This is a genomic window from Blautia sp. BIOML-A1, from assembly GCF_009883055.1.
Classification (GTDB): Bacteria; Bacillota; Clostridia; order Lachnospirales; family Lachnospiraceae; genus Blautia_A.
Genome location: NZ_WWVR01000028.1, coordinates 23399 through 43767, shown reverse-complemented (window position 1 = coordinate 43767; position 20369 = coordinate 23399). Strand labels below are relative to the sequence as shown.

Annotated in this window: 22 protein-coding genes; 20 read left to right on the top strand and 2 right to left on the bottom strand. The window is 45.4% G+C overall.

Features of this window, described 5'->3' with window-relative positions; translation table 11 throughout:
• The first annotated feature begins 168 nt into the window (after positions 1-168).
• From GT674_RS12350 to GT674_RS12335, 4 genes are all read left to right on the top strand, one after another.
• Positions 169-528, top strand: a complete 360-nt coding sequence (locus GT674_RS12350; RefSeq protein WP_161285979.1) for an Asp23/Gls24 family envelope stress response protein — start codon at positions 169-171, stop codon at positions 526-528.
• A 22-nt stretch (positions 529-550) separates the two neighbouring features.
• Complete coding sequence (locus GT674_RS12345) at positions 551-2215, top strand: DAK2 domain-containing protein (RefSeq protein ID WP_161285983.1); 1665 nt, start codon at positions 551-553, stop codon at positions 2213-2215.
• 5 nt (positions 2216-2220) lie between these two features.
• Positions 2221-4269 (top strand): ATP-dependent DNA helicase RecG, encoded by a 2049-nt coding sequence (gene recG / locus GT674_RS12340; RefSeq protein WP_161285978.1) that lies wholly within the window; start codon positions 2221-2223, stop codon positions 4267-4269.
• Between the two features lie 77 nt (positions 4270-4346).
• Positions 4347-4838, top strand: coding sequence for a DUF6465 family protein (locus GT674_RS12335; protein ID WP_161285977.1), 492 nt, complete (start codon positions 4347-4349; stop codon positions 4836-4838).
• A gap of 70 nt (positions 4839-4908) precedes the next feature.
• Here GT674_RS12335 and GT674_RS12330 read toward each other — a convergent pair whose 3' ends face one another.
• Positions 4909-5136, bottom strand: a complete 228-nt coding sequence (locus tag GT674_RS12330; protein WP_161285976.1) for an alpha/beta-type small acid-soluble spore protein — start codon at positions 5134-5136, stop codon at positions 4909-4911.
• A 250-nt stretch (positions 5137-5386) separates the two neighbouring features.
• Here GT674_RS12330 and GT674_RS12325 point away from each other — a divergent pair, with 250 nt between their 5' ends.
• From GT674_RS12325 to GT674_RS12310, 4 genes are read left to right on the top strand one after another with little or no spacing between them, the layout of a single operon-like run.
• Positions 5387-5782, top strand: a complete 396-nt coding sequence (locus tag GT674_RS12325; RefSeq protein WP_161285975.1) for a methylglyoxal synthase — start codon at positions 5387-5389, stop codon at positions 5780-5782.
• Positions 5779-6333 carry a 16S rRNA (guanine(966)-N(2))-methyltransferase RsmD gene (gene rsmD, locus GT674_RS12320; RefSeq protein ID WP_161285974.1) on the top strand — a complete coding sequence of 185 codons (555 nt, stop codon included), beginning with the start codon at positions 5779-5781 and terminating at the stop codon, positions 6331-6333. The genes GT674_RS12325 and rsmD overlap by 4 nt, the downstream gene beginning before the upstream one ends.
• Before the next feature lie 9 nt (positions 6334-6342).
• On the top strand, positions 6343-6834 hold the full coding sequence (coaD, locus tag GT674_RS12315) for a pantetheine-phosphate adenylyltransferase (protein WP_161285973.1): 492 nt from the start codon (positions 6343-6345) through the stop codon (positions 6832-6834).
• A 14-nt stretch (positions 6835-6848) separates the two neighbouring features.
• Positions 6849-7484 (top strand): ATPase, encoded by a 636-nt coding sequence (locus GT674_RS12310; protein WP_161285972.1) that lies wholly within the window; start codon positions 6849-6851, stop codon positions 7482-7484.
• Here the strand turns inward: GT674_RS12310 and GT674_RS12305 are convergent.
• Entirely contained in the window at positions 7461-8372 is a 912-nt protein-coding gene (locus GT674_RS12305; protein WP_161285971.1) for a nucleoside recognition domain-containing protein, read from the bottom strand. The genes GT674_RS12310 and GT674_RS12305 overlap by 24 nt on opposite strands.
• Before the next feature lie 175 nt (positions 8373-8547).
• Here GT674_RS12305 and GT674_RS12300 point away from each other — a divergent pair, with 175 nt between their 5' ends.
• The 12 genes from GT674_RS12300 (at position 8548) to hisB (ending at position 20355) form a co-directional block, all read left to right on the top strand.
• The gene (locus GT674_RS12300) at positions 8548-9999 is read left to right on the top strand and encodes an aminoacyl-histidine dipeptidase (protein WP_161285970.1); all 1452 of its coding nucleotides are present in this window, start codon (positions 8548-8550) and stop codon (positions 9997-9999) included.
• A 181-nt stretch (positions 10000-10180) separates the two neighbouring features.
• Positions 10181-10993, top strand: a complete 813-nt coding sequence (locus GT674_RS12295) for a M23 family metallopeptidase (protein ID WP_243149119.1) — start codon at positions 10181-10183, stop codon at positions 10991-10993.
• Positions 10994-11099: 106 nt separating this feature from the next.
• Positions 11100-11906, top strand: coding sequence for a GTP pyrophosphokinase (locus tag GT674_RS12290; RefSeq protein WP_161285969.1), 807 nt, complete (start codon positions 11100-11102; stop codon positions 11904-11906).
• 14 nt (positions 11907-11920) lie between these two features.
• Entirely contained in the window at positions 11921-13822 is a 1902-nt protein-coding gene (locus tag GT674_RS12285) for a YgiQ family radical SAM protein (protein WP_161285968.1), read from the top strand.
• A gap of 38 nt (positions 13823-13860) precedes the next feature.
• Entirely contained in the window at positions 13861-14484 is a 624-nt protein-coding gene (locus tag GT674_RS12280; protein WP_161285967.1) for a hypothetical protein, read from the top strand.
• An 18-nt stretch (positions 14485-14502) separates the two neighbouring features.
• Positions 14503-15486 (top strand): RluA family pseudouridine synthase, encoded by a 984-nt coding sequence (locus GT674_RS12275; protein ID WP_161285966.1) that lies wholly within the window; start codon positions 14503-14505, stop codon positions 15484-15486.
• Complete coding sequence (gene lepB, locus GT674_RS12270) at positions 15483-16040, top strand: signal peptidase I (RefSeq protein ID WP_161285965.1); 558 nt, start codon at positions 15483-15485, stop codon at positions 16038-16040. Before GT674_RS12275 ends, lepB begins: the two co-directional genes overlap by 4 nt.
• Positions 16041-16574 carry a Holliday junction resolvase RecU gene (locus GT674_RS12265; RefSeq protein WP_161285964.1) on the top strand — a complete coding sequence of 178 codons (534 nt, stop codon included), beginning with the start codon at positions 16041-16043 and terminating at the stop codon, positions 16572-16574. It abuts the gene before it with no gap.
• 93 nt (positions 16575-16667) lie between these two features.
• Positions 16668-17786: an ATP phosphoribosyltransferase regulatory subunit gene (gene hisZ / locus GT674_RS12260; RefSeq protein ID WP_161285963.1), complete on the top strand. Its 1119-nt coding sequence runs from the start codon at positions 16668-16670 to the stop codon at positions 17784-17786.
• 1 nt (position 17787) lies between these two features.
• A complete protein-coding gene (gene hisG / locus GT674_RS12255; RefSeq protein WP_161285962.1) occupies positions 17788-18429 on the top strand; it encodes an ATP phosphoribosyltransferase in 642 nt (213 codons plus the stop codon).
• Between the two features lie 27 nt (positions 18430-18456).
• Complete coding sequence (gene hisD / locus GT674_RS12250) at positions 18457-19758, top strand: histidinol dehydrogenase (RefSeq protein ID WP_161285961.1); 1302 nt, start codon at positions 18457-18459, stop codon at positions 19756-19758.
• 9 nt (positions 19759-19767) lie between these two features.
• On the top strand, positions 19768-20355 hold the full coding sequence (gene hisB, locus GT674_RS12245) for an imidazoleglycerol-phosphate dehydratase HisB (protein WP_161285960.1): 588 nt from the start codon (positions 19768-19770) through the stop codon (positions 20353-20355).
• Positions 20356-20369 lie beyond the last annotated feature (14 nt).

Genomic DNA, 20369 nt, shown 5'->3' with positions numbered 1-20369 from the left:
CTGTTGATGGAAGCATTATACTACATTGGGACATTTTCCTTTGTGGTATATTAGGACATTATCATAAATGGTTCATAACGATTATCTTATGTCGAAATTAAACATTGTCTTATAGCGGAAAACGGGTTATAATATCCTCATATAATAAATTTTTATGGAGGTCACTATATGAATGGACGTATAGATTCCGGCTTAGGTCAGATCGTCATTGACACAGACGTTATTGCTACCTATGCGGGCAGTGTGGCAGTTGAATGTTTCGGGATCGTAGGAATGGCGGCAGTCAGCATGAAGGACGGACTTGTCAAGCTGCTTCGTATGGAAAGTCTGAAACATGGTATCAGTGTCAAGATCACAGAGGACAATAAGATCCGCCTGAATTTCCATGTGATTGTAGCGTACGGTGTAAATATCAGTACGATCGCAGACAATCTTGTCAGCAATGTCAAATATAAAGTCGAAGATTTTACCGGTATGGAGATCGAGAAGATCAATATTTATGTAGAAGGCGTACGCGCAATAGATTAAGAAATCAGAGGAGGAACTTGTGTTGAATATAAAAACCATAGATGCCGGCATGCTTTCCAGAATGTTTCTGGCAGGAGCCAAGAATCTGGAGGCAAAGAAAGAATGGATCAATGAACTGAATGTATTTCCTGTGCCGGATGGAGATACAGGAACCAATATGACAATGACGATCATGTCAGCGGCTGCTGAGGTGAGCGCACTGACAGATCCTGATATGGAGACCCTTGCGAAGGCTATCTCTTCCGGTTCTCTTCGCGGAGCCAGAGGAAACTCCGGTGTTATTCTTTCTCAGCTGCTTCGAGGCTTTACCAAGAGCGTTAAGAAAGCAAAGGAACTCGATGCACTGGCCGTTGCCGCAGCGATGGAACGTGCAGTGGAGACAGCATACAAGGCAGTTATGAAGCCGAAGGAAGGAACCATCCTTACTGTAGCGAGAGAGGCAGCACTTAAGGCAGCTGAGATCGCTCCGGAAGCAGATGAACTGCAGCCGTTTTTTGAGAAAGTTTTTGCACATGCAGAGGAAACTCTGGCCAGGACTCCTGAGATGCTTCCTGTTCTTAAGGAAGCAGGCGTTGTGGATTCAGGCGGACAGGGACTTCTGGAGGTCTTAAGAGGTGCCATCGACGGTTTCCTTGGCAAGGAAGTTGATTATTCTGATTTTGAGAGAACTGCAGGTCCGGCAGTGACGAAGATCTCTCCACAGGCAGAGGCTGATATTAAATTTGGCTACTGTACAGAGTTTATTATTCTTCTGGATAAACCGCTTCCGCTGGAAGAAGAACATAAATTTAAGGAATTTCTGACTTCTCTTGGTGATTCCATCGTTCTTGTCGCAGATGATGAGATTGTCAAGGTTCATGTACACACCAACCATCCGGGACAGGCGATCGAGCGGGCTCTGACTTATGGTGCTCTTTCCCGTATGAAGATCGATAACATGAGAGAAGAACATCAGGAGAAGCTGATCAAGGATGCGGAGAAGCTCGCGAAACAGCAGGCTGAGGAAGAGAAGAAGCAGGAGCCGGCAAAGGAAGTCGGATTTATTGCAGTGTCCGCAGGTGACGGACTTACTGACATCTTCAGGGAGCTTGGTGTAGATTATCTGATCGAGGGCGGTCAGACTATGAATCCGAGTACGGAGGATATGCTGAACGCGATCGACAAGGTCAATGCGAAGGCAGTCTATATTCTTCCGAACAACAAGAATATCATTCTGGCAGCAAACCAGGCAAGAGATCTGACAGAAGATAAGAAGATCATTGTAGTTCCGACCAAAACAGTTCCGCAGGGTGTTACAGCACTTATCAGCTATGTGCCGGAGAAATCTCTTGAGGAAAACACCGCTGAGATGGAAGAAGCGATCGCAAGAGTCAAGACAGGACAGATCACTTATGCGGTAAGAGATACCAGAATCGAGGAGAATGAGATCCATGAGGGTGACATCATGGGAATCGGAGATAAGGGAATCCTTGCTGTAGGCGGCAATAAAGAAAAGGTTGCAGAGGATACGGTAGATGCGATGATTTTTGATGATGCAGAGATCATCAGTATCTATTACGGTGCAGATGCCTCCGAGGAAAAGGCAGAGGAACTGGCAGCAGCCCTGGAGGAGAAATATCCGGACTGTGAAGTGGAAATCAACTATGGCGGACAGCCGATCTATTATTATATCATTTCTGTTGAGTAGGATAAATGGGACAGAGTTTAAGAACATTAAAGGGTGTAGGAGAGAAGACGGAGAAGCTTTTCTGGAAAGTCGGTATCTATGATACGGACGATCTTCTTCACTACTATCCGAGAAATTATGATGAGTATGAAACGCCGGTAGATATCGCAGAACTTAAGGAGGGGACGGTGCAGGCCGTCTCCGCTGCGGTATGCTCCGGCGTTTATGTTAATTCCGTGAAAGGCAGACAGATCATTTCTGTGAATATAGCCGATCAGAGTGGAAAATTCCCGGTGGTCTGGTTCAATCTTCCATATTTAAAGAAGACTCTCCGAAAGGGAAGCTGGTTCGTTTTTCGTGGAAGGATCGTGCGTAAGCAGGGAAAGCTTGAGATGGAGCACCCGGAGATTTTTACTCCGTCAGCATATGAGGAGATCCTGCACCACCTTCAGCCGATATATGGACTGACAGCAGGGTTGTCCAACAAAACGGTCGTCAAGATGATCACACAGCTTCTGGAGAGTGTTCCGATGCAGAGTGAATATCTTCCGGAAGAATTCAGGGAACGTTATGAACTTGCAGATATTAATTATGCCCTCAGGACCATACATTTTCCGCCGAATAAAGAAGAGCTTCTGGTTTCACGGAAACGTCTGGTTTTTGATGAATTTTTTCTCTTTATTCTTTCAGTAAGAAAGATGAAGGAGAAGACAGAAGAAACCCCGAACTGTTTCCCGGTCAGAGAAACCTGGCTGACAGAAGAAATCATAGAGAGGCTTCCGTATTCTCTTACAGGGGCACAGCTGAATGCCTGGCATGAGATTGAGCGGGATCTTGCGGGGAGAAGAATGATGTCCCGTCTGGTTCAGGGAGATGTCGGAAGCGGAAAGACGATCCTTGCCTTTCTTGCCATGTGCCTTGTGGCAGATAATGGTTACCAGGCAGCGTTGATGGCACCGACAGAAGTTCTTGCCAGACAGCATTATGAAGGGTTTCAGAAGCTGATGGAGGAGCAGAACCTTTCTTTTCCGACAGTACTTCTGACCGGATCAGATACCGCCAGGGAGAAACGCCTTGCATATGCAAAGATTGCCTCGGGAGAGGCACTGGTTATTATCGGAACGCATGCACTGATCCAGGAAAAGGTGGAGTATGCAAATCTTGCACTGGTGATCACAGATGAGCAGCACCGCTTTGGTGTAAAACAGAGAGAAGCTCTGACGACAAGAGGAAATCCGCCGAATGTCCTGGTCATGAGTGCGACACCGATCCCGCGTACGCTTGCAATCATCCTGTATGGCGATCTGGATATTTCTGTGATCGATGAGCTTCCGGCCAGACGTCTTCCGATCAAAAACTGTGTGGTTAATACATCGTATCGTCCGAAGGCTTATTCCTTCATAGAAAGGCAGGTCCGGGAAGGAAGACAGGCCTATGTCATCTGTCCGATGGTGGAGGAGAGTGAGGGCATGGAGGCGGAAAATGTCCTTGATTACACGGAGAAATTAAGGGAGAATCTTTCCTCCGATATCCGGATCGAATATCTCCACGGAAAAATGAAAGCCAAAGAAAAGAATGTTGTCATGGAAGCTTTTGCACAGGGCGCGATCCAGGTTCTGGTATCAACAACTGTTGTAGAGGTCGGGGTCAATGTACCGAATGCTACGGTCATGATGGTTGAGAATGCGGAGCGTTTTGGCCTGGCACAGCTCCACCAGCTCCGCGGCCGGGTCGGAAGAGGGGAATATCAGTCTTACTGTATCTTTATACAGGGAAATCAGGAGCAGGTATCAAAGAGGCTGGAAATCCTGAATAAATCCAATGACGGATTTTATATTGCCGGAGAAGATCTAAAGCTTCGAGGCCCCGGTGATCTGTTTGGAATCCGTCAGAGTGGAGATATGGAGTTCAAAATCGGTGATATCTATAATGATTCAGCAACCCTTACAAAGGCCAGCGAAGCGGCCGATGAGATTCTTGCCCTTGATCCGGAGCTTGATCTTGAACAGCACAGATTCCTGAAAGAACGTATGGGAAGTTATGGTCAAAGCGAGGCGGAAAACATCAGTTTGTAAAAGAAAACTTGCAAAACTGTTGGAAACGTGCTATTTTAGTACCGTAAAATATTTTTTCACCTTGTAAGGAGGCTATTATGGCTACAAGAACAACGACAAAGAAAGCAGAACCTAAGACAACTACTGCACAGAAGGCTATCGAAAAAGAGGCTCCTGCAAAGCTCGCTGCAGAACCGGAGACAAAAGAGCCGGTCAAAGCAACAGTAACCGAGAAGAAAGCTGTAGAAACAGAAGTGAAAGAACCTGTGAAGAAAACAACCAGAAAGAGAACTACAGCGAAAAAGACGACTGAAGAGAAAACGACCGAAAAGAAAACTGCTGCAAAGAGAACAACCACAAGAAAAACCGCAGCCAAGAAAGCAGCTGAGGTAAACACGGAAGTATTCGTGCAGTGGCTTGGCAAAGAGATATATGCAAAGGATGTTGTAGACAGCATCAAGAAGATCTGGACAGAAGAGATGGGCAAAAAAGAATCAGAACTTGAAGATTTAAGGGTATATATCAAACCTGAGGACAACGGTGCACATTATGTCATCAATGGTGATATTACCGGATTTCTTGGATTATAAGAAGGACAAAAGCTCAGATGATCGGTTCATCTGAGCTTTTTATCCTTTTGTGGATCAGGAACAGCGAAGATTAGTACTGACTGCTCTGACTTCCGGAAGACATCTGTCTTTCCTGCTGTTCGATCATTTTTTTGACCATATAGCCGCCGACAGATCCGTTCTGTTTGGAGGTAAGATTTCCATTGTATCCATCGGTGAGCGGCACACCAAGTTCATTTGCTACTTCAAATTTAAAACGATCCAGGGCACCCTTTGCTTCTGGTACAACTGCTTTGTTAGAAGAAGTGTTGTTTGACATAGTTCATTTCCTCCTTGGTTGGTTGTTTTGTGTTCGTGTTACGATGTTAGTATGTGGATTTATGAGAATAATACACTGGAAGTTACCGTATAATCTGCCAGAAAAATGAAAAATATTAACTTTCTATGAATAATGTATAAATTTGAAAGATTTAATTGCACTTTTTTTGGCAACTTGCTATAATAATTTAGATGAGTTACAAAATAAACTAAAAACCAGCTATGTATTGGTGAAAATGGAGAGATGAACGATGAATTTAGGAATCATTGCACACAACAGCAAAAAGGTACTTATCGAAGATTTCTGTATCGCCTATAAGAATATTCTCGCCAAGCATGAGGTTTATGCTACCGGAACAACCGGAAGAAGAATTGAAGAAGCCACAAACCTTCATGTGCATAAGTTTCTTGCAGGAAGTATAGGCGGAGACAAGCAGTTTATGGAAATGGTAGAGAGACAGGATCTTGATATGGTCATCCTGTTTTACAATCCGGTCATGGTCGACCCGAAGGAACCGGACATTCACTCTATCGTTATGAGATGTGATCAATATAATATACCGGTTGCTACGAATATCGCAACAGCAGAACTTCTGATTCTCGGACTTGCCCGCGGCGACCTGGATTGGAGACTGAATCTGAAATGAGAGTAATAGCTGGAAAAGCCAGACGTCTTTCTCTTAAGACGGTACCTGGCATGGAGACTAGACCAACCACTGACAGAATCAAAGAAACACTGTTTAATATTCTGCAGCCTTATATTCCGGATTGTACTTTCCTGGATCTTTTCAGCGGAAGTGGCGCGATTGGAATTGAGGCACTCAGCAGAGGAGCAGAACATGCAACCTTTGTTGAGAAAAATCCCAGGGCATGTGCCTGTATCAGGGAAAATCTTGCATTTACAAAGCTGGCTGAACATGGTAAACTGCTGAACATGGATGTACTGCAGGCTCTTCGCTCTATGGAAGGGCAGGCTGCATTTGACTGTATTTTTATGGATCCTCCGTATATGAATGAACTGGAGAGGCAGGTACTTGAGTATCTTAAGGACAGTTCACTTGCGGATGAGGATACGCTGATCGTTGTAGAGGCGGATCTTCATACGGATTTCACTTATGCAGAGGAACTTGGTTATGAATTGAGCCGATCCAAAGAATACAAGACAAATAAGCATATTTTTTTGCATAAAAGAAAGTGAGAATACCTTATGGTAACAGCTGTTTATCCGGGAAGTTTTGATCCGGCAACTTATGGTCATCTGGATGTCATCAGGCGCGCAAGCGTTTCTTTTGACAGAGTTGTGGTCGGGGTTTTGCAGAATTCTGCAAAAAGTCCGTTGTTTTCTGTAGAAGAACGTGTTAATATATTAGCAAAGGCGACCAGAGATATCCCAAATGTGATCATCAAGCCATTTGATGGACTTTCTGTAAACTTTGCCAGAGAGAACCAGGCCCAGGTCATCGTACGTGGGCTTCGTGCGGTTACGGATTTTGAGTATGAGCTTCAGATGGCTCAGACAAACCGTGTTCTGGCGCCGGATGTAGATACCGTATTTTTGACGACAAGTCTTGAGTACGCTTATGTGAGTTCCACCATCATGAAGGAAGTTGCCCGATTTGGCGGAGACCTGTCGAGCTTTGCACCGGCAGAGATCATTCAGGAACTGCGCCTGAAACTACAGGAAAAAGAGAGAAAATAAGGAGAGTATATACTATGAGCAGCAGAATTGAACAGCTTATCGACGAGATCGATGAATTTATAGAAGGCTGCAAGTTTCAGCCTTTGTCTGCAACAAAGATCGTTGTAAATAAAGAGGAGATGGAGGAGTATCTGAGAGAACTTCGTCTCAAAACTCCGGATGAAATCAAGAGATACCAGAAGATCATCAGCAACAAGGATGCGATCCTTGAAGATGCACAGGCTAAGGCCGATGCTCTGATCGCAGATGCACAGAACAAAGCACAGGAGCTTGTTACACAGCATGAGATCATGCAGAAGGCTTATGCCCAGGCAAACGAGACCATCAATGCTGCCAACAAGCAGGCGCAGGAGATCCTGGACTCTGCCACACAGGATGCAAACAGCATTCGTCTGAGTGCGATCACTTACACAGATGATATGATGGCAAACATCGGTTCTGTCCTGAATCAGACACTGGAAGATGCGGGTGGCAAATACAAGACCTTCATTGATTCTCTGCAGAGCTGCCTGGAAGTTGTAAACCACAATCGTCAGGAGCTTGCACCTCAGACAGCACAGGCAGCAGCTATTACAGGTTCCTACCATGAAGAGCCTGCCAGAGAAGCAGAGGATGATGGCAGTCTGTTAGATGATCTTGGTGATGAATAAGAACAGGATCATGACGATCAGTGCATTCAGAAGTTTGGATGCAAGATAGGGAAGCAGTGAGAGTTCTCGTGTCACGAGGCTTCGGGTCTGTGCAGTGACGCAGATTCCGCCGAGGGTGACGGTGATCAGGGCGCAGAGACATTTTGTATCAGCGCTCAGAGAAGAGAGTGAGAGCTGATGGAGTCCGGTAGTCATTTCCAGAAGACAGAACAGCAGATACGAGAGTATGCTGCGGTTTTTCCAGAAATGTCGGACACAGGCATTCAGAATCGAGAACATCAGAATATAACCACCCAGTCGGGTGATCGTTTCAAAACCGTTCATAATAGAGGCATCCAGTACGGCTCCGGGAGAGTCGGAGGAGGATGTCTCTTTTTTTGTGCCGGATATTTTCGACAGAGTATTTCCCCTGAAGTACCCCAGACGCATAACAGTCATCGTGAGCCATCCGGAAGCTAGCAGAATTCCAAAGATCTTGAAAGCGGGGAACTGCCCTTTCATACAGGTATGTATCAGATAGGAATTGATGAATACAGGACTGGCATGGTTGGTAAAGGTGAGGAGATACTGCGCTTCCCGGTGGCTGATCTTCTGAGCGGTATAGAGATCGGAAGTGACTTTTGCTCCCATGGGATAACCGCAGAGAAGTCCGAAGAGAAGAGCACAGGCACCGGCAGGGGAGATGCCGAATATTTTACTTAAAAAAGGTTCCAGAGGAAGCAGGATCTGGCTTATGAGGTCTGTCCGAATCAGGATCCCGGTAAGAATCATGAAGGGAAGCAGTGTGGGGATCAGGATGTTGAGCCAGAGCTGCATTCCTTTCTGGGCACAAAGCAGTGCCTCCTCTGGATAGAGCATAAGGAAAAGAAGCAGCAGAATGCTTATCATTGTACAGAAGAATCTTTTCATAAAAATCTTTTTTTCTTTACTATACGAAACAGAGCAGATAAATATGAGTAAAAAATCCGGAAACCCTTGAAAAAAGAGATATTTACGGGTAAAATAAATGCTGATCTTCTGTAGTCGATCTGAAGCGATGCAGTGATAATGGAGGAAATTTAAAATGAGAGTTTTAGAAAACTGTGAACCTAAAAGAGTATTTTATTATTTTGAAGAAATCTGTAAGATTCCGCATGGTTCCGGAAACACAAAACAGATCAGTGATTATCTGGTAGATTTTGCGAAGAAACATGGATTTGATTATGTACAGGATGAGATGAATAATGTTGTGATCTACAAACCAGCATCCAAAGGATATGAGAATGCACCGACTGTGATCCTTCAGGGACATATGGATATGGTGTGTGAGAAGCGTCCGGGTGTAGAGCATGACTTTGAAAAAGACGGGCTGAATCTTTCTGTCAGGGACGGATATATCAGTGCAAACGGAACCACGCTTGGCGGAGATGACGGAATTGCCGTTGCATATGCGCTGGCACTTCTGGACAGCACAGACCTTCCGCACCCGGCACTGGAGGTTCTGATTACGGTAGATGAGGAGATCGGACTTCTTGGAGCAGTAGGCCTTGACTGCAGCGTCCTTAAGGGAAAACGTATGATCAATATGGATTCTGAGGCTGAGGGAAGCCTCTGGATCAGCTGTGCAGGCGGACTTTCAGCAGTCAGCAGTATTCCGGTGCAGAGAATCGAAGCCGAGGGAACCAGACTTCAGGTCAAGATCTGCGGACTGATGGGTGGACATTCCGGAGCTGAAATTGACAAGAAACGTGCAAATGCCAATGTTCTTATGGCCCGTTTCCTTTATGGACTGAAGAATGAGGCAGATTATGAGATCATTTCTCTGGAAGGCGGTCAGAAGGACAATGCGATCACCAGAGAAGCGGTGGCAGAACTTCTTATTGACGGAGCACAGGCGGAGGCTGTGAAAGCTTATGCAGCCAAAGTACAGGCCGGACTTCGTGAGGAATATGAAGGAAGCGATTCAGGCATCACGATCCAGATCACAGAAGGTGATGTGGAGCAGGCGATGATCCTTCATCCGACCAGCAGAGAAAAAGTTCTCTTCTACCTGATGGAAGTTCCGTTTGGTATCCAGAAGATGAGTGGAAGTATCGAGGGACTGGTAGAGACTTCTACCAATATCGGAATTGTGAAGCTGTATGAGGACGAATTCTTTGCAAGCTCAGGAGTAAGAAGCTCCGTGGAAGCAGCAAGAGATGCACTGTCTGACAAGATCCAGTATCTCACAGAGTTTCTTGGCGGCGAGTACACGATCCAGGGTGCTTATCCGGCATGGGAATACAGAAAGGAATCTCCGCTTCGTGACAGGATGGTATCTGTATATGAAGAAATGTACGGACAGAAACCGGCAGTCGTTGCGATCCATGCGGGACTGGAATGCGGACTCTTCTATAAGAAGATTGAAGGACTGGACTGTGTATCTTTGGGTCCGGACATGAAAAATATCCATACTTCAGAGGAGGTTCTGGATATTGCATCTACAGAACGTGTATGGAACTACCTTGTAAAAGTTCTGGAACAGTTAAAAGACTGATCGTTACTGTGAACAGTTACGACTGATCCTTCAAAATGATATAAACGCTAAGACAGAGGCTTTGGGACGAAAAACATCCGAAGCCTCTGTTTTACTGTCCACGGAGATCCGCACGGCTATACATAAAGAAGAAACGTAAGACATAAAATAAAAACGGACCATAATCCGAAGAAAGAAGGATATGAAGCATAAAATCTGTATAGTTCTGTTCTGTATCCTGATACTTATCTGTATCGAAGGAGGACAGGAAATTCTGCTCAGGCGAAGCAGAGCCTCCATTTTGAATACAGAAACCTGTGCTACAGAGGCCTTCCGTGAACAGAGACTTTTGCCCGGGCTGTATCAGCAGCTGAAAAAGCAGGAGCTAGAGACGGCCGACTGGATTGAAAATCTGACAGCTGTCATGCTGAATGGCGGCTTTTATCCCGAGAACTGCTCTTTCGACAAAGAACCTTATCTGAGATATAAATATGGAGAATATAAAGATCTGTGCGATGCTTATCGGATGGTGTGGAACGATGCAGAATATTTTCCTGTTGCGTCGAAGGAGATTTTTTTTGAGGATGACTGGATAAAGAGCGGAAAAAACGATGGAAAGGATCAGAAAAGAGCAGGCTGTAATCTGTTTGGAAAATGCGACCAGGCAGATTTTTATCCGATTATCAGTATGACAGACGGAAGGGTTGAAGAGATTGGATGGATTCCTTCCGACGGGTATCGGATTGGAATACGTGCACCGTCAGGAGGATATTTTTATTATGCACATCTCTCCTCGTATGAGCGTCTCCGGGAGAAAGGAACCCTCGTGGATGCCGGAGAAATTCTTGGGTTTATGGGAAATACCGGCTGTGATCCGGGAAAGGCAGAAGGGAAGATACCGGTGCATCTGAATTTCAGAATCTATATCAGAATGCCCTGCACAGATGCGATGAACGTAAATCCTTACTGGGTTTTAAGAGCCGTTCAGAAAAAAATCATAAACTGTGTATATTAATTCACTATTTCAGATGAAAATGTGATATAATGCAAATGTAGTTTTGCTTTCGCCAAGATTGAGACGAAACTACTTTTGTAACAAGCCTTTAAAGGGAGCGATTTTTATGGAAATACAGTTATGGAGAAGTATATTATGCCCCTATGAACTGGCGGTCAGAGAACTGATGGTCAAGTTTGAGCATATTATAGACGAACACAAGCAGAATGACCTCTATTCTCCGATCGAACAGGTCAGCGGACGTGTCAAGAGTGTGCCGAGCATCCTGGAAAAAATGCAGCGCAAACACATTCTTATGGAACATATGGAAGAAGAACTGGAGGATATCGCGGGAATCCGTATTATCTGTCAGTTTGAAGAAGATATTGATACAGTAGCAGCCATGATCCAGAAGCGTACCGATATGACGATCAAGAGTGAGAAAAATTATCTCAAGCATATCAAACAGAGTGGTTACAGAAGCTATCACCTGATCATTTATTATACAGTAGAAACCATAAACGGGCCGAAGCAGATTCAGGCGGAGATCCAGATCCGTACCATGGCGATGAATTTCTGGGCGACGATCGAGCACTCTCTCCAATATAAATATAAAGGCGAGATGCCGCTTCATGTTGCAGAACGCTTAAGTAATGCAGCAGATGCGATCATTGCACTGGACCAGGAAATGTCGTCCGTCAGGGACGAGATCATGGATGCACAGAATTCCTCACAGCTCCAGTCGAATCTTGTCAAAGATATCCTTCTCAGTATCGAAAATCTTTACAAGATCTCAAATAAAAGAGAAGTTGCCAAGATCCAGGATGAATTTCTTCGGGTATTCAGAACGAAAGATCTGCAGCAGCTTGCCCGTTTTCACAGACAGCTTGATATTATCGCAGAAGGATATCGGGCGCAGTCTGTATCATTTTAGGAGAACACAGACACATGCAGGATTTTTTACCAGTAACCAAAAAAGAAATGCAGCAAAGAGGATGGGACCAGGTGGATTTTGTCTATCTGACAGGAGATGCCTATGTAGACCATCCTTCTTTTGGTGCTGCGATCATATCAAGACTTCTGGAAAGCAGAGGTTATCGTGTGGGGATCATTCCACAGCCCGACTGGCGTAAGAAAGAGAGTGTACAGGTATTTGGCGCGCCGCGCCTTGGTTTCTTGGTCAGTGCCGGAAATATGGATTCTATGGTGAACCATTATACCGTATCCAGAAAGCACCGCCAGAAGGATTCCTACTCTCCGGGAGGAGAGATGGGCCTTCGTCCGGACATGCCTACAGTAGTCTACAGTAATCTGATCCGTCAGACATATAAGCATACCCCGATCATACTGGGAGGGATCGAGGCAAGCCTTCGTCGTCTTGCCCATTATGACTATTGGGAGAATAAGGTACGCCGCAGCGTCCTTCTGGATTCGGGAGCGGATCTCATTTCCTACGGAATGGGGGAACATTCGATCATACAGATCGCAGAAGCACTGCAGAGTGGACTTCCGATAGATGAGATTACCTTTGTCCCGGGAACCGTTTATAAATGCAAAGATCTTTCCCGTGCCTATGATCCGGTCATCCTTCCTTCCTATGAGACGGTTTCTTCAGACAAAAAAGCATATGCAGAAAGCTTTGCCGAGCAGTATCGGAATACAGACCCTTTTACTGCCAGAGTGATGGCAGAGAATTACGGAAACAGAGGCTATGTGATCCAGAATCCGCCTGCACTTCCGTTAAGTCAGCAGGAGATGGATGATGTCTATGATCTTCCTTACCGGAATGCATGGCATCCGATGTATGATGCCAGAGGAGGAATACCGGCACTGGAAGAAATCAAATTCAGTCTGACGAGCAACAGAGGGTGCTTTGGAGGCTGTAATTTCTGTGCCCTGACCTTCCATCAGGGAAGGATCCTTCAGACAAGAAGCCACGATTCTATTTTGAGGGAAGCAGAAAAAATGACAAAAGACCCTGATTTTAAGGGATATATCCATGATGTGGGAGGACCTACAGCGGATTTTCGACAGCCGTCCTGTCAAAAGCAGCTGACCAAAGGTGTCTGCCAGAACCGGCAATGCCTTTTTCCGAAACCGTGCGGCAATCTTACCGTAGATCATACAGATTATGTTTCTCTGCTTCGAAAGCTCCGGAAACTCTCCGGCGTCAAAAAAGTATTCATCCGTTCCGGCGTTCGTTTTGATTATGTGGTGGCAGACAAGAGCCCTGTTTTTCTGCAGGAGCTTGTAAAGCATCATGTCAGCGGACAGCTTCGTGTTGCACCGGAACATGTTTCCAATCAGGTACTTCATTATATGGGAAAACCGTCCCATGAAGTCTACCAGCAGTTTCTGGATCAATATGAGAAAGCGAATGCTGCCACCGGCAGGAAGCAGTATGCGGTTCCGTATTTTATGTCCTCGCATCCGGGATGTACGATAAAAGAGGCGGTAAAGCTTGCAGAATATGTGCGTGATCTGGGATTTACGCCGGAACAGGTGCAGGATTTTTATCCGACGCCGTCGACACTTTCCACTTGTATGTATTATACCGGGATACATCCTCTTACGAAAGAAAAGGTATATATTCCGCGTGACCCGCATGAAAAGGCAATCCAGAGAGCTCTGATGCAGTACAAAAACCCTGCAAACCGGAGTCTGGTGCTGGAAGGACTTAAGATGGCAGGGCGCATGGATCTGGTTGGATTCGGGCCGAAATGTCTGCTTCGCCCGGAGAGAGACCGGCGAAAGGAATCCGGCAGAACCATATCAGGTGCAGAGCGAAAGAAGGCTCAGGGAAGAAAGCCGGCCAGAAAAACAATCCGCAACACGCATAAGAAAAAATAAAAGTAACTGTCAGAACGGTTACCAATAAGGAGCTGTAAATGAGCAAAACAAAAAATGAAAACAAGGTCAGAAAAGGAGATTACGGGTATCTGGCTTCCGAAAAAAAGAAGAGGATCCTTATTACTGCAATTTTATTTGCAGTACCGCTTGGAATCTTTTTTTCTGCAATGATCTATTTTAAGACCAGACTGACGATATGGACGGTGATTGCTGTTGTCGGCTGCCTTCCGGCGTGCAAATCCATGGTAAGTCTTATCATGATCTTTCGTGCAAAGCCGGTCGCACCGCAGGTGTATGAGGAGATATCCGAGCATGCCGGCAGAATCCTGATGTCTTATGAGATGTATATGACCTTCTATGAAAAAAGTGCATCGATCGATGCATTTGCAATCTGTGGAAATACGGTTGTCGGTTTCAGCAGTGATCCGAAGATCGATACTGCATTTATGGAGCGGGAAGCACAGAAGATTTTGCGGGGAAATGGCTTTAAGGCAAACGTCAAGATCTTTACGAGGCTGCCGCAGTTTCTGGAACGTCTGGATTCCATGAACGAGCATAAAGAATCCCTGGAGGAGGGAATCAAATTCCGACCGGACGAAAAATATCCGGAATTATCCAGAAATGAACTGATCAAACACACGATCCTGGCGATCTGTGTCTGAAAGAAAGAGGAACAGGAAATGAAGGAGTTTCAGATTCGTGACAATGAAGCCGGACAGAGATTTGACAAGTATCTGTCCAAGCTTCTTCGGAATGCTCCGAAAAGTTTTTTTTACAAAATGCTCCGCAAGAAAAATATCACGTTGAATGGTAAGAAGGCGACTGGAAATGAAAAGCTGGAAGCTGGTGATACGATAAAGCTGTTTTTAAGTGATGAGACATTTGATAAATTCAGTGAGCAGAAACAGGCTGCCAGGGCAGTGACTGCACTGGAGGTGATCTATGAGGACAGAGACATTCTTCTCATCAACAAACCGGCAGGAATGCTTTCACAGCCGGATGACAGCGGAGAACCATCCATGGTAGAATATCTGACAGGCTATCTTCTTGAGAAGGGAGAACTGACAGAGGAAGACCTTCGCACCTTCCGCCCATCTGTCTGCAATCGCCTTGACAAAAACACGAGCGGTATCATTGCAGGAGGCAAATCACTGGCGGGGCTGCAGGAGCTTTCGGAATTATTCCATGACAGGACAGTACATAAAGAATATCTGTGTGTTGTAAATGGAGTCCTAAAGGAAAGGAAGCATATCAAAGGTTATTTATATAAAGATACAAAGCTGAATAAAGTAACCATTTACAGACAGAAAGAGAAAGATGCACAGCCAATAGAGACCGTCTATGAGCCGCTTGGAGACAATGGGAGGGTAACACTTCTTAAGGTTGGGCTGATCACGGGACGTACGCATCAGATCCGTGCCCATCTTGCGTCTGAGGGGCATCCGCTGGCGGGTGATACCAAGTACGGGCAGGAGAGCTTTAATCGCCGTTGCAGAGAAAAATATCAGTTAAAGCATCAGCTGCTTCATGCGTTCCGTCTGAGTTTCCCGGACGGGATGGATGGGAGGCTTTCAAATCTGTCTGGAAAGTGTTTTGAGGCACCACTGCCGGCACAGTTTCAACGCATCATAAAAGAAGAGAAGTTAGAGGAGAAATTATTATGAAAATCTGGAATGAGGTCTGGGACTATGTCAAGATGTTCGTCATCGTAATCGTGGTAGTCCTGGTCGTAAACAATGTGATTCTTATCAATGCAAAAATCCCGTCTGAATCCATGGAACAGACAATCATGACAGGAGACCGTATCTTTGGTTTCCGTATGGCATATGGCATCAACTTCGATTTCTTTGGAAAACATATTTCCAAAAAAATGAAAGATCCGGAGCGTTATGATATCATCATCTTCAAATATCCGGATGATGAGAGCCAGCTCTTTATCAAAAGACTGATCGGTCTTCCGGGAGATACTGTTGAGATCAGGAACGGCAAAGTTTTTATCAACGGTGTGGAAGATGAGGAAGCAAACAGTCATGTACCGGAAACACCAACCGGAAATTATGGTCCATATGTTGTGCCGGAGGGAAGCTATTTCATGCTTGGAGATAATCGAGAGCATTCCAAGGATTCCAGATTCTGGCAGAATACGTTTGTGACCTATGATGAAATTGTCGGCAAAGCAATCGTAAGATATTATCCGTCCATCAAGGTTCTGGAATAAATGGCAACGTGGAACAGCAGAGGTCTTCGAGGTTCAACCCTTGAAGACCTTGTTAATCGTACCAACGAGCAGTATGCTCAGAAGAAGCTGGCACTGATACAGAAAATACCGACACCGATCACTCCGGTACGGATGGATAAGGAAAACCGTCATATAACACTGGCCTATTTTGAGCAGAGAAGTACCGTAGATTATATTGGAGTGGTTCAGGGCATCCCGGTCTGTTTTGACGCAAAGGAATGCTGTGTGGATACCTTTCCGCTGAGCAATATACATCCTCATCAGGTGGGGTTTATGGAGGCCTTTGAGCAGCAGGGAGGAATTGCCTTCTTCCTTATTTTCTTCAGCCACGCGGATCGTTTTTATTATCTTCCGTTCCGCGATCTCAAAAGCTTCTGGCAGCGTATGGAAGATGGCGGGCGCAAGAGTTTTCGAAGAGAAGAACTCAAAGAGGAATTCTATCTGCCGAAGCAGGGCGGATTTCTGGTTCCTTATCTGGAGGGGATTCAGCAGGATCTCAAAATGCGGGATTGACAATCCTTAGAATATCAACTATAATCTTTAGTGTTTTACAGAGTAGCATGGTAGCATACTAAAGCGTATGGCTGCCCACGAGGAGGACAAACTATGCAGCGTATTTTTCATACACCGGAGGGTGTACGTGACATCTATAATGGAGAGTGCAGCCAGAAGCATCATCTGCAGGCGGAAATTTATAAAGTATTCCATTCTTATGGATATGAAGAGATAGAAACACCGGGGATTGAATATTTTGAGGTGTTCAGCAGTGAGGTAGGAACCGTTCCTTCCAAAGACCTGTATAAATTTTTTGACAGAGAAGGCAACACTCTGGTATTGAGACCGGACTTTACCCCGTCTGTATCCAGAGCATGTGCGACGTATTTTAATCCGGATCAGCAGGTAGTGACACTGTGTTACACCGGAAATACATTTGTAAATAACTCAAGCTATCAGGGAAGGCTCAAAGAAACGACGCAGATGGGCGTTGAGCGTATCGGAGATGATTCTCCGGAGGCAGATGCAGAACTGCTTGCCATGACGATCGAGAGCCTTCTGGCCTCAGGCCTTACTGAATTTCAGGTCAGTGTAGGGCAGGTGGATTATTTCAAATCCCTTCTTCGGGAGGCAGATCTTGAAGAAGAGGCAGAAGAGCGTCTTCGTTCTTTGATCTCTCAGAAGAATTATTTTGCAGTAGAGGATCTGGTAAAGGAACAGAATCTTCCGGAATCTCTGGAAAAAGCTTTCCGCGAACTGCCGCATCTGTTCGGTTCCAGCGAGGTGCTTGCAAAAGCCAGAAGTCTGACAGAAAATAAATGTGCGATCGCGGCTGTAGAAAGACTGGAAGAAATCTATGAGATTCTTAAGATATACGGCTATGAAAAATATGTAAGCTTTGATCTTGGCATGCTCAGCAAGATCCAGTATTATACAGGAATCATTTTTCAGGCATATACCTATGGGATCGGCGAGCCGGTAGTAAAAGGCGGACGTTACAATGAGCTTCTGAAGCATTTCGGAAAACCGGCAGCTTCCATTGGTTTTGTTATTGTTGTAGACAGTCTTCTTATGGCACTTTCCAGACAGAAGATAAAGGTTATGGAGGATGAAGCTCCTCTGATCCTTACCTATACAGAGAAAAACAGACGAGAAGCCATCCTGGAGGCACAGAGGCTTCGTAAAGAGGGAACCTGTGTAGCTCTGCGCTGTGAGAAGGAGGAAGACTGAGATGAGATACCTGACAATTGCACTGACAAAGGGAAGACTTGCCGAAAAAACTCTGGATATGCTGGAACAGATCGGGATCACCTGTGAGGAGATGAGAGACAAGAGTTCCCGTAAACTGATTTTTGTAAATGAAGAACTGAAGCTTCGTTTTTTCCTTGCAAAGGGACCGGATGTACCGACTTATGTAGAATACGGTGCAGCCGACATCGGAGTGACAGGTAAGGATATTATCCTGGAAGAGGGAAGAAAGCTTTATGAGGTTATGGATCTTGGATTCGGCAAATGCCGGATGTGTGTCTGCGGACCGGAAAGTGCCAGAGAGCTTCTGCATAACAATCAGCTGATCCGTGTGGCAACTAAATATCCGAATATAGCAAAGGATTACTTCTATAATCAGAAGCATCAGACGGTAGAGCTTATCAAACTGAATGGTTCTATCGAACTTGCACCGATCGTAGGACTTTCTGAGGTGATCGTAGATATTGTGGAAACAGGAAGTACGCTTCGTGAGAACGGTCTTAAGGTTCTTGAGGAAGTCTGCCCGCTTTCTGCAAGGATGGTCGTGAATCAGGTCAGCATGAAGATGGAGGGCGAAAGAATCCATAAGCTGATCACAGATCTCAGAAATGTGATGGATAAATAAATACTGTTGACAGAAGGGATGATAACAATGCGTACAGTAGCACTGACAAAAGAAAGTACAAAAGATATTTTGGAAAATCTTCTCAAAAGAAGTCCGAACAATTACGGAAAGTTTGAAGCCGCAGTAGATAACATTCTCAAAAATGTAAAAGAAAAAGGGGATGAAGCCCTTTTTGCCTATACGAAGGAATTTGACAAGACTGAAATCACCGGAGAAACGATCCGTGTTACAGAAGAAGAGATCAAAGAAGCCTATGAGGCAGTAGACCCGGCTCTGATCGAGGTGATCCGAAAAGCACTGGTGAACATCAGAAGTTATCACGAGAAACAGAGACAGAACAGCTGGTTTACCACAGAAGCAAAGGGAACCATGCTTGGTCAGAAGGTGACACCACTTGAGAGAGTCGGCGTTTATGTTCCGGGCGGAAAGGCGGTTTATCCTTCTTCGGTTCTTATGAACATTGTGCCGGCGAAGGTGGCAGGGGTAGACCAGATCGTGATGACGACACCTCCGGGAAAAGACGGGAAGGTCAATCCGTCCACGCTGGTAGCTGCAAAAGAAGCAGGAGCTGATGAAATCTACAAGGTCGGCGGCGCACAGGCGATCGGAGCACTTGCCTATGGAACAGAGAGTATTCCGAAGGTGGATAAGATCGTAGGACCTGGAAATATTTTTGTAGCTCTTGCAAAAAAAGCAGTCTACGGTTATGTCAGTATTGATTCTATCGCAGGACCGAGTGAGATCCTGGTTCTTGCAGATGAGACAGCAAATCCAAGATATGTTGCAGCAGATCTTCTGTCCCAGGCAGAGCATGACGAGCTTGCCTCCGCGATCCTGATCACAACGAGCAGAGAGTTTGCAGCTAAGGTGAGTGAGGAAGTGGATGGCTTTGTCAAAGTCCTTTCCCGTAAAGAGATCATTCAGAAATCATTGGATAACTTTGGTTATATCCTGATCGCCGAAAATATGGATGAGGCGATCGAGGCAGCAAACGCCATCGCATCTGAACATATGGAAATTGTGACTGCAAATCCTTTTGAAGTCATGATGAAGGTAAGAAATGCCGGTGCGATCTTTATCGGAGAAAACAGCTCTGAACCGCTGGGAGATTATTTTGCAGGACCAAACCATGTACTGCCAACCAATGGAACCGCAAAGTTTTTCTCCGCACTTTCTGTAGACGATTTTGTAAAGAAATCCAGCATCGTATACTATTCAAGAGAAGCACTGCGAGAGATTCACAAAGACATTGAACAGTTTGCATCTTCAGAGCAGCTGACAGCACATGCAAATTCTATTGCTGTACGTTTTGAGGATGAAGAACAGTAGGAGGAATAGATGACCAGAGAAGCATCTGTAGAAAGAAATACAAAAGAAACAGAGATCAAACTGAAGCTGGTTCTGGATGGAACCGGATACTCAGACATTGAAACAGGAGTGGGATTTTTTGACCATATGCTTGACGGATTTGCACGTCACGGACTCTTTGACTTAAGCGTACGAGTACATGGAGATCTTAAGGTAGACGACCATCACACCATTGAGGATACGGGAATCGTCCTCGGAAATGCGATCAAAGAAGCTGCGGGAGACAAAAAGGGCATCCGCCGCTATGGAAGCTGCATTCTTCCGATGGATGAAGTCCTTGTCCTCTGTGCAGTCGATCTGTCCGGACGTCCGTATTTCTCCTGGGATGCAGAATTTACTTCTGAAAAGATCGGTGATATGGCAACGGAGATGGTGAAGGAATTTTTCTATGCGATTTCGTATTCCTGCGGAATGAATCTTCATATCAAGGTACTGACAGGCGGAAACAGCCATCATGTGGCAGAGGCAATGTTCAAAAGCTTTGCCAAGGCACTGGATCAGGCAACATCTTTTGATCCAAGGATCACAGATGTACTTTCCACCAAGGGAAGTCTGTAAGACAGAGAGGATTG

Bases quoted from the DNA above. Each gene is read 5' to 3' on its own strand.
- GT674_RS12350 (WP_161285979.1), top strand. From the start codon at position 169: ATGAATGGACGTATAGATTCCGGCTTAGGTCAGATCGTCATTGACACA.
- recG (WP_161285978.1), top strand. From the start codon at position 2,221: ATGGGACAGAGTTTAAGAACATTAAAGGGTGTAGGAGAGAAGACGGAG.
- GT674_RS12335 (WP_161285977.1), top strand. From the start codon at position 4,347: ATGGCTACAAGAACAACGACAAAGAAAGCAGAACCTAAGACAACTACT.
- GT674_RS12330 (WP_161285976.1), bottom strand. From the start codon at position 5,136: ATGTCAAACAACACTTCTTCTAACAAAGCAGTTGTACCAGAAGCAAAG.
- GT674_RS12325 (WP_161285975.1), top strand. From the start codon at position 5,387: ATGAATTTAGGAATCATTGCACACAACAGCAAAAAGGTACTTATCGAA.
- rsmD (WP_161285974.1), top strand. From the start codon at position 5,779: ATGAGAGTAATAGCTGGAAAAGCCAGACGTCTTTCTCTTAAGACGGTA.
- coaD (WP_161285973.1), top strand. From the start codon at position 6,343: ATGGTAACAGCTGTTTATCCGGGAAGTTTTGATCCGGCAACTTATGGT.
- GT674_RS12310 (WP_161285972.1), top strand. From the start codon at position 6,849: ATGAGCAGCAGAATTGAACAGCTTATCGACGAGATCGATGAATTTATA.
- GT674_RS12305 (WP_161285971.1), bottom strand. From the start codon at position 8,372: ATGATAAGCATTCTGCTGCTTCTTTTCCTTATGCTCTATCCAGAGGAG.
- GT674_RS12300 (WP_161285970.1), top strand. From the start codon at position 8,548: ATGAGAGTTTTAGAAAACTGTGAACCTAAAAGAGTATTTTATTATTTT.
- GT674_RS12295 (WP_243149119.1), top strand. From the start codon at position 10,181: ATGAAGCATAAAATCTGTATAGTTCTGTTCTGTATCCTGATACTTATC.
- GT674_RS12290 (WP_161285969.1), top strand. From the start codon at position 11,100: ATGGAAATACAGTTATGGAGAAGTATATTATGCCCCTATGAACTGGCG.
- GT674_RS12285 (WP_161285968.1), top strand. From the start codon at position 11,921: ATGCAGGATTTTTTACCAGTAACCAAAAAAGAAATGCAGCAAAGAGGA.
- GT674_RS12280 (WP_161285967.1), top strand. From the start codon at position 13,861: ATGAGCAAAACAAAAAATGAAAACAAGGTCAGAAAAGGAGATTACGGG.
- GT674_RS12275 (WP_161285966.1), top strand. From the start codon at position 14,503: ATGAAGGAGTTTCAGATTCGTGACAATGAAGCCGGACAGAGATTTGAC.
- lepB (WP_161285965.1), top strand. From the start codon at position 15,483: ATGAAAATCTGGAATGAGGTCTGGGACTATGTCAAGATGTTCGTCATC.
- GT674_RS12265 (WP_161285964.1), top strand. From the start codon at position 16,041: ATGGCAACGTGGAACAGCAGAGGTCTTCGAGGTTCAACCCTTGAAGAC.
- hisZ (WP_161285963.1), top strand. From the start codon at position 16,668: ATGCAGCGTATTTTTCATACACCGGAGGGTGTACGTGACATCTATAAT.
- hisG (WP_161285962.1), top strand. From the start codon at position 17,788: ATGAGATACCTGACAATTGCACTGACAAAGGGAAGACTTGCCGAAAAA.
- hisD (WP_161285961.1), top strand. From the start codon at position 18,457: ATGCGTACAGTAGCACTGACAAAAGAAAGTACAAAAGATATTTTGGAA.
- hisB (WP_161285960.1), top strand. From the start codon at position 19,768: ATGACCAGAGAAGCATCTGTAGAAAGAAATACAAAAGAAACAGAGATC.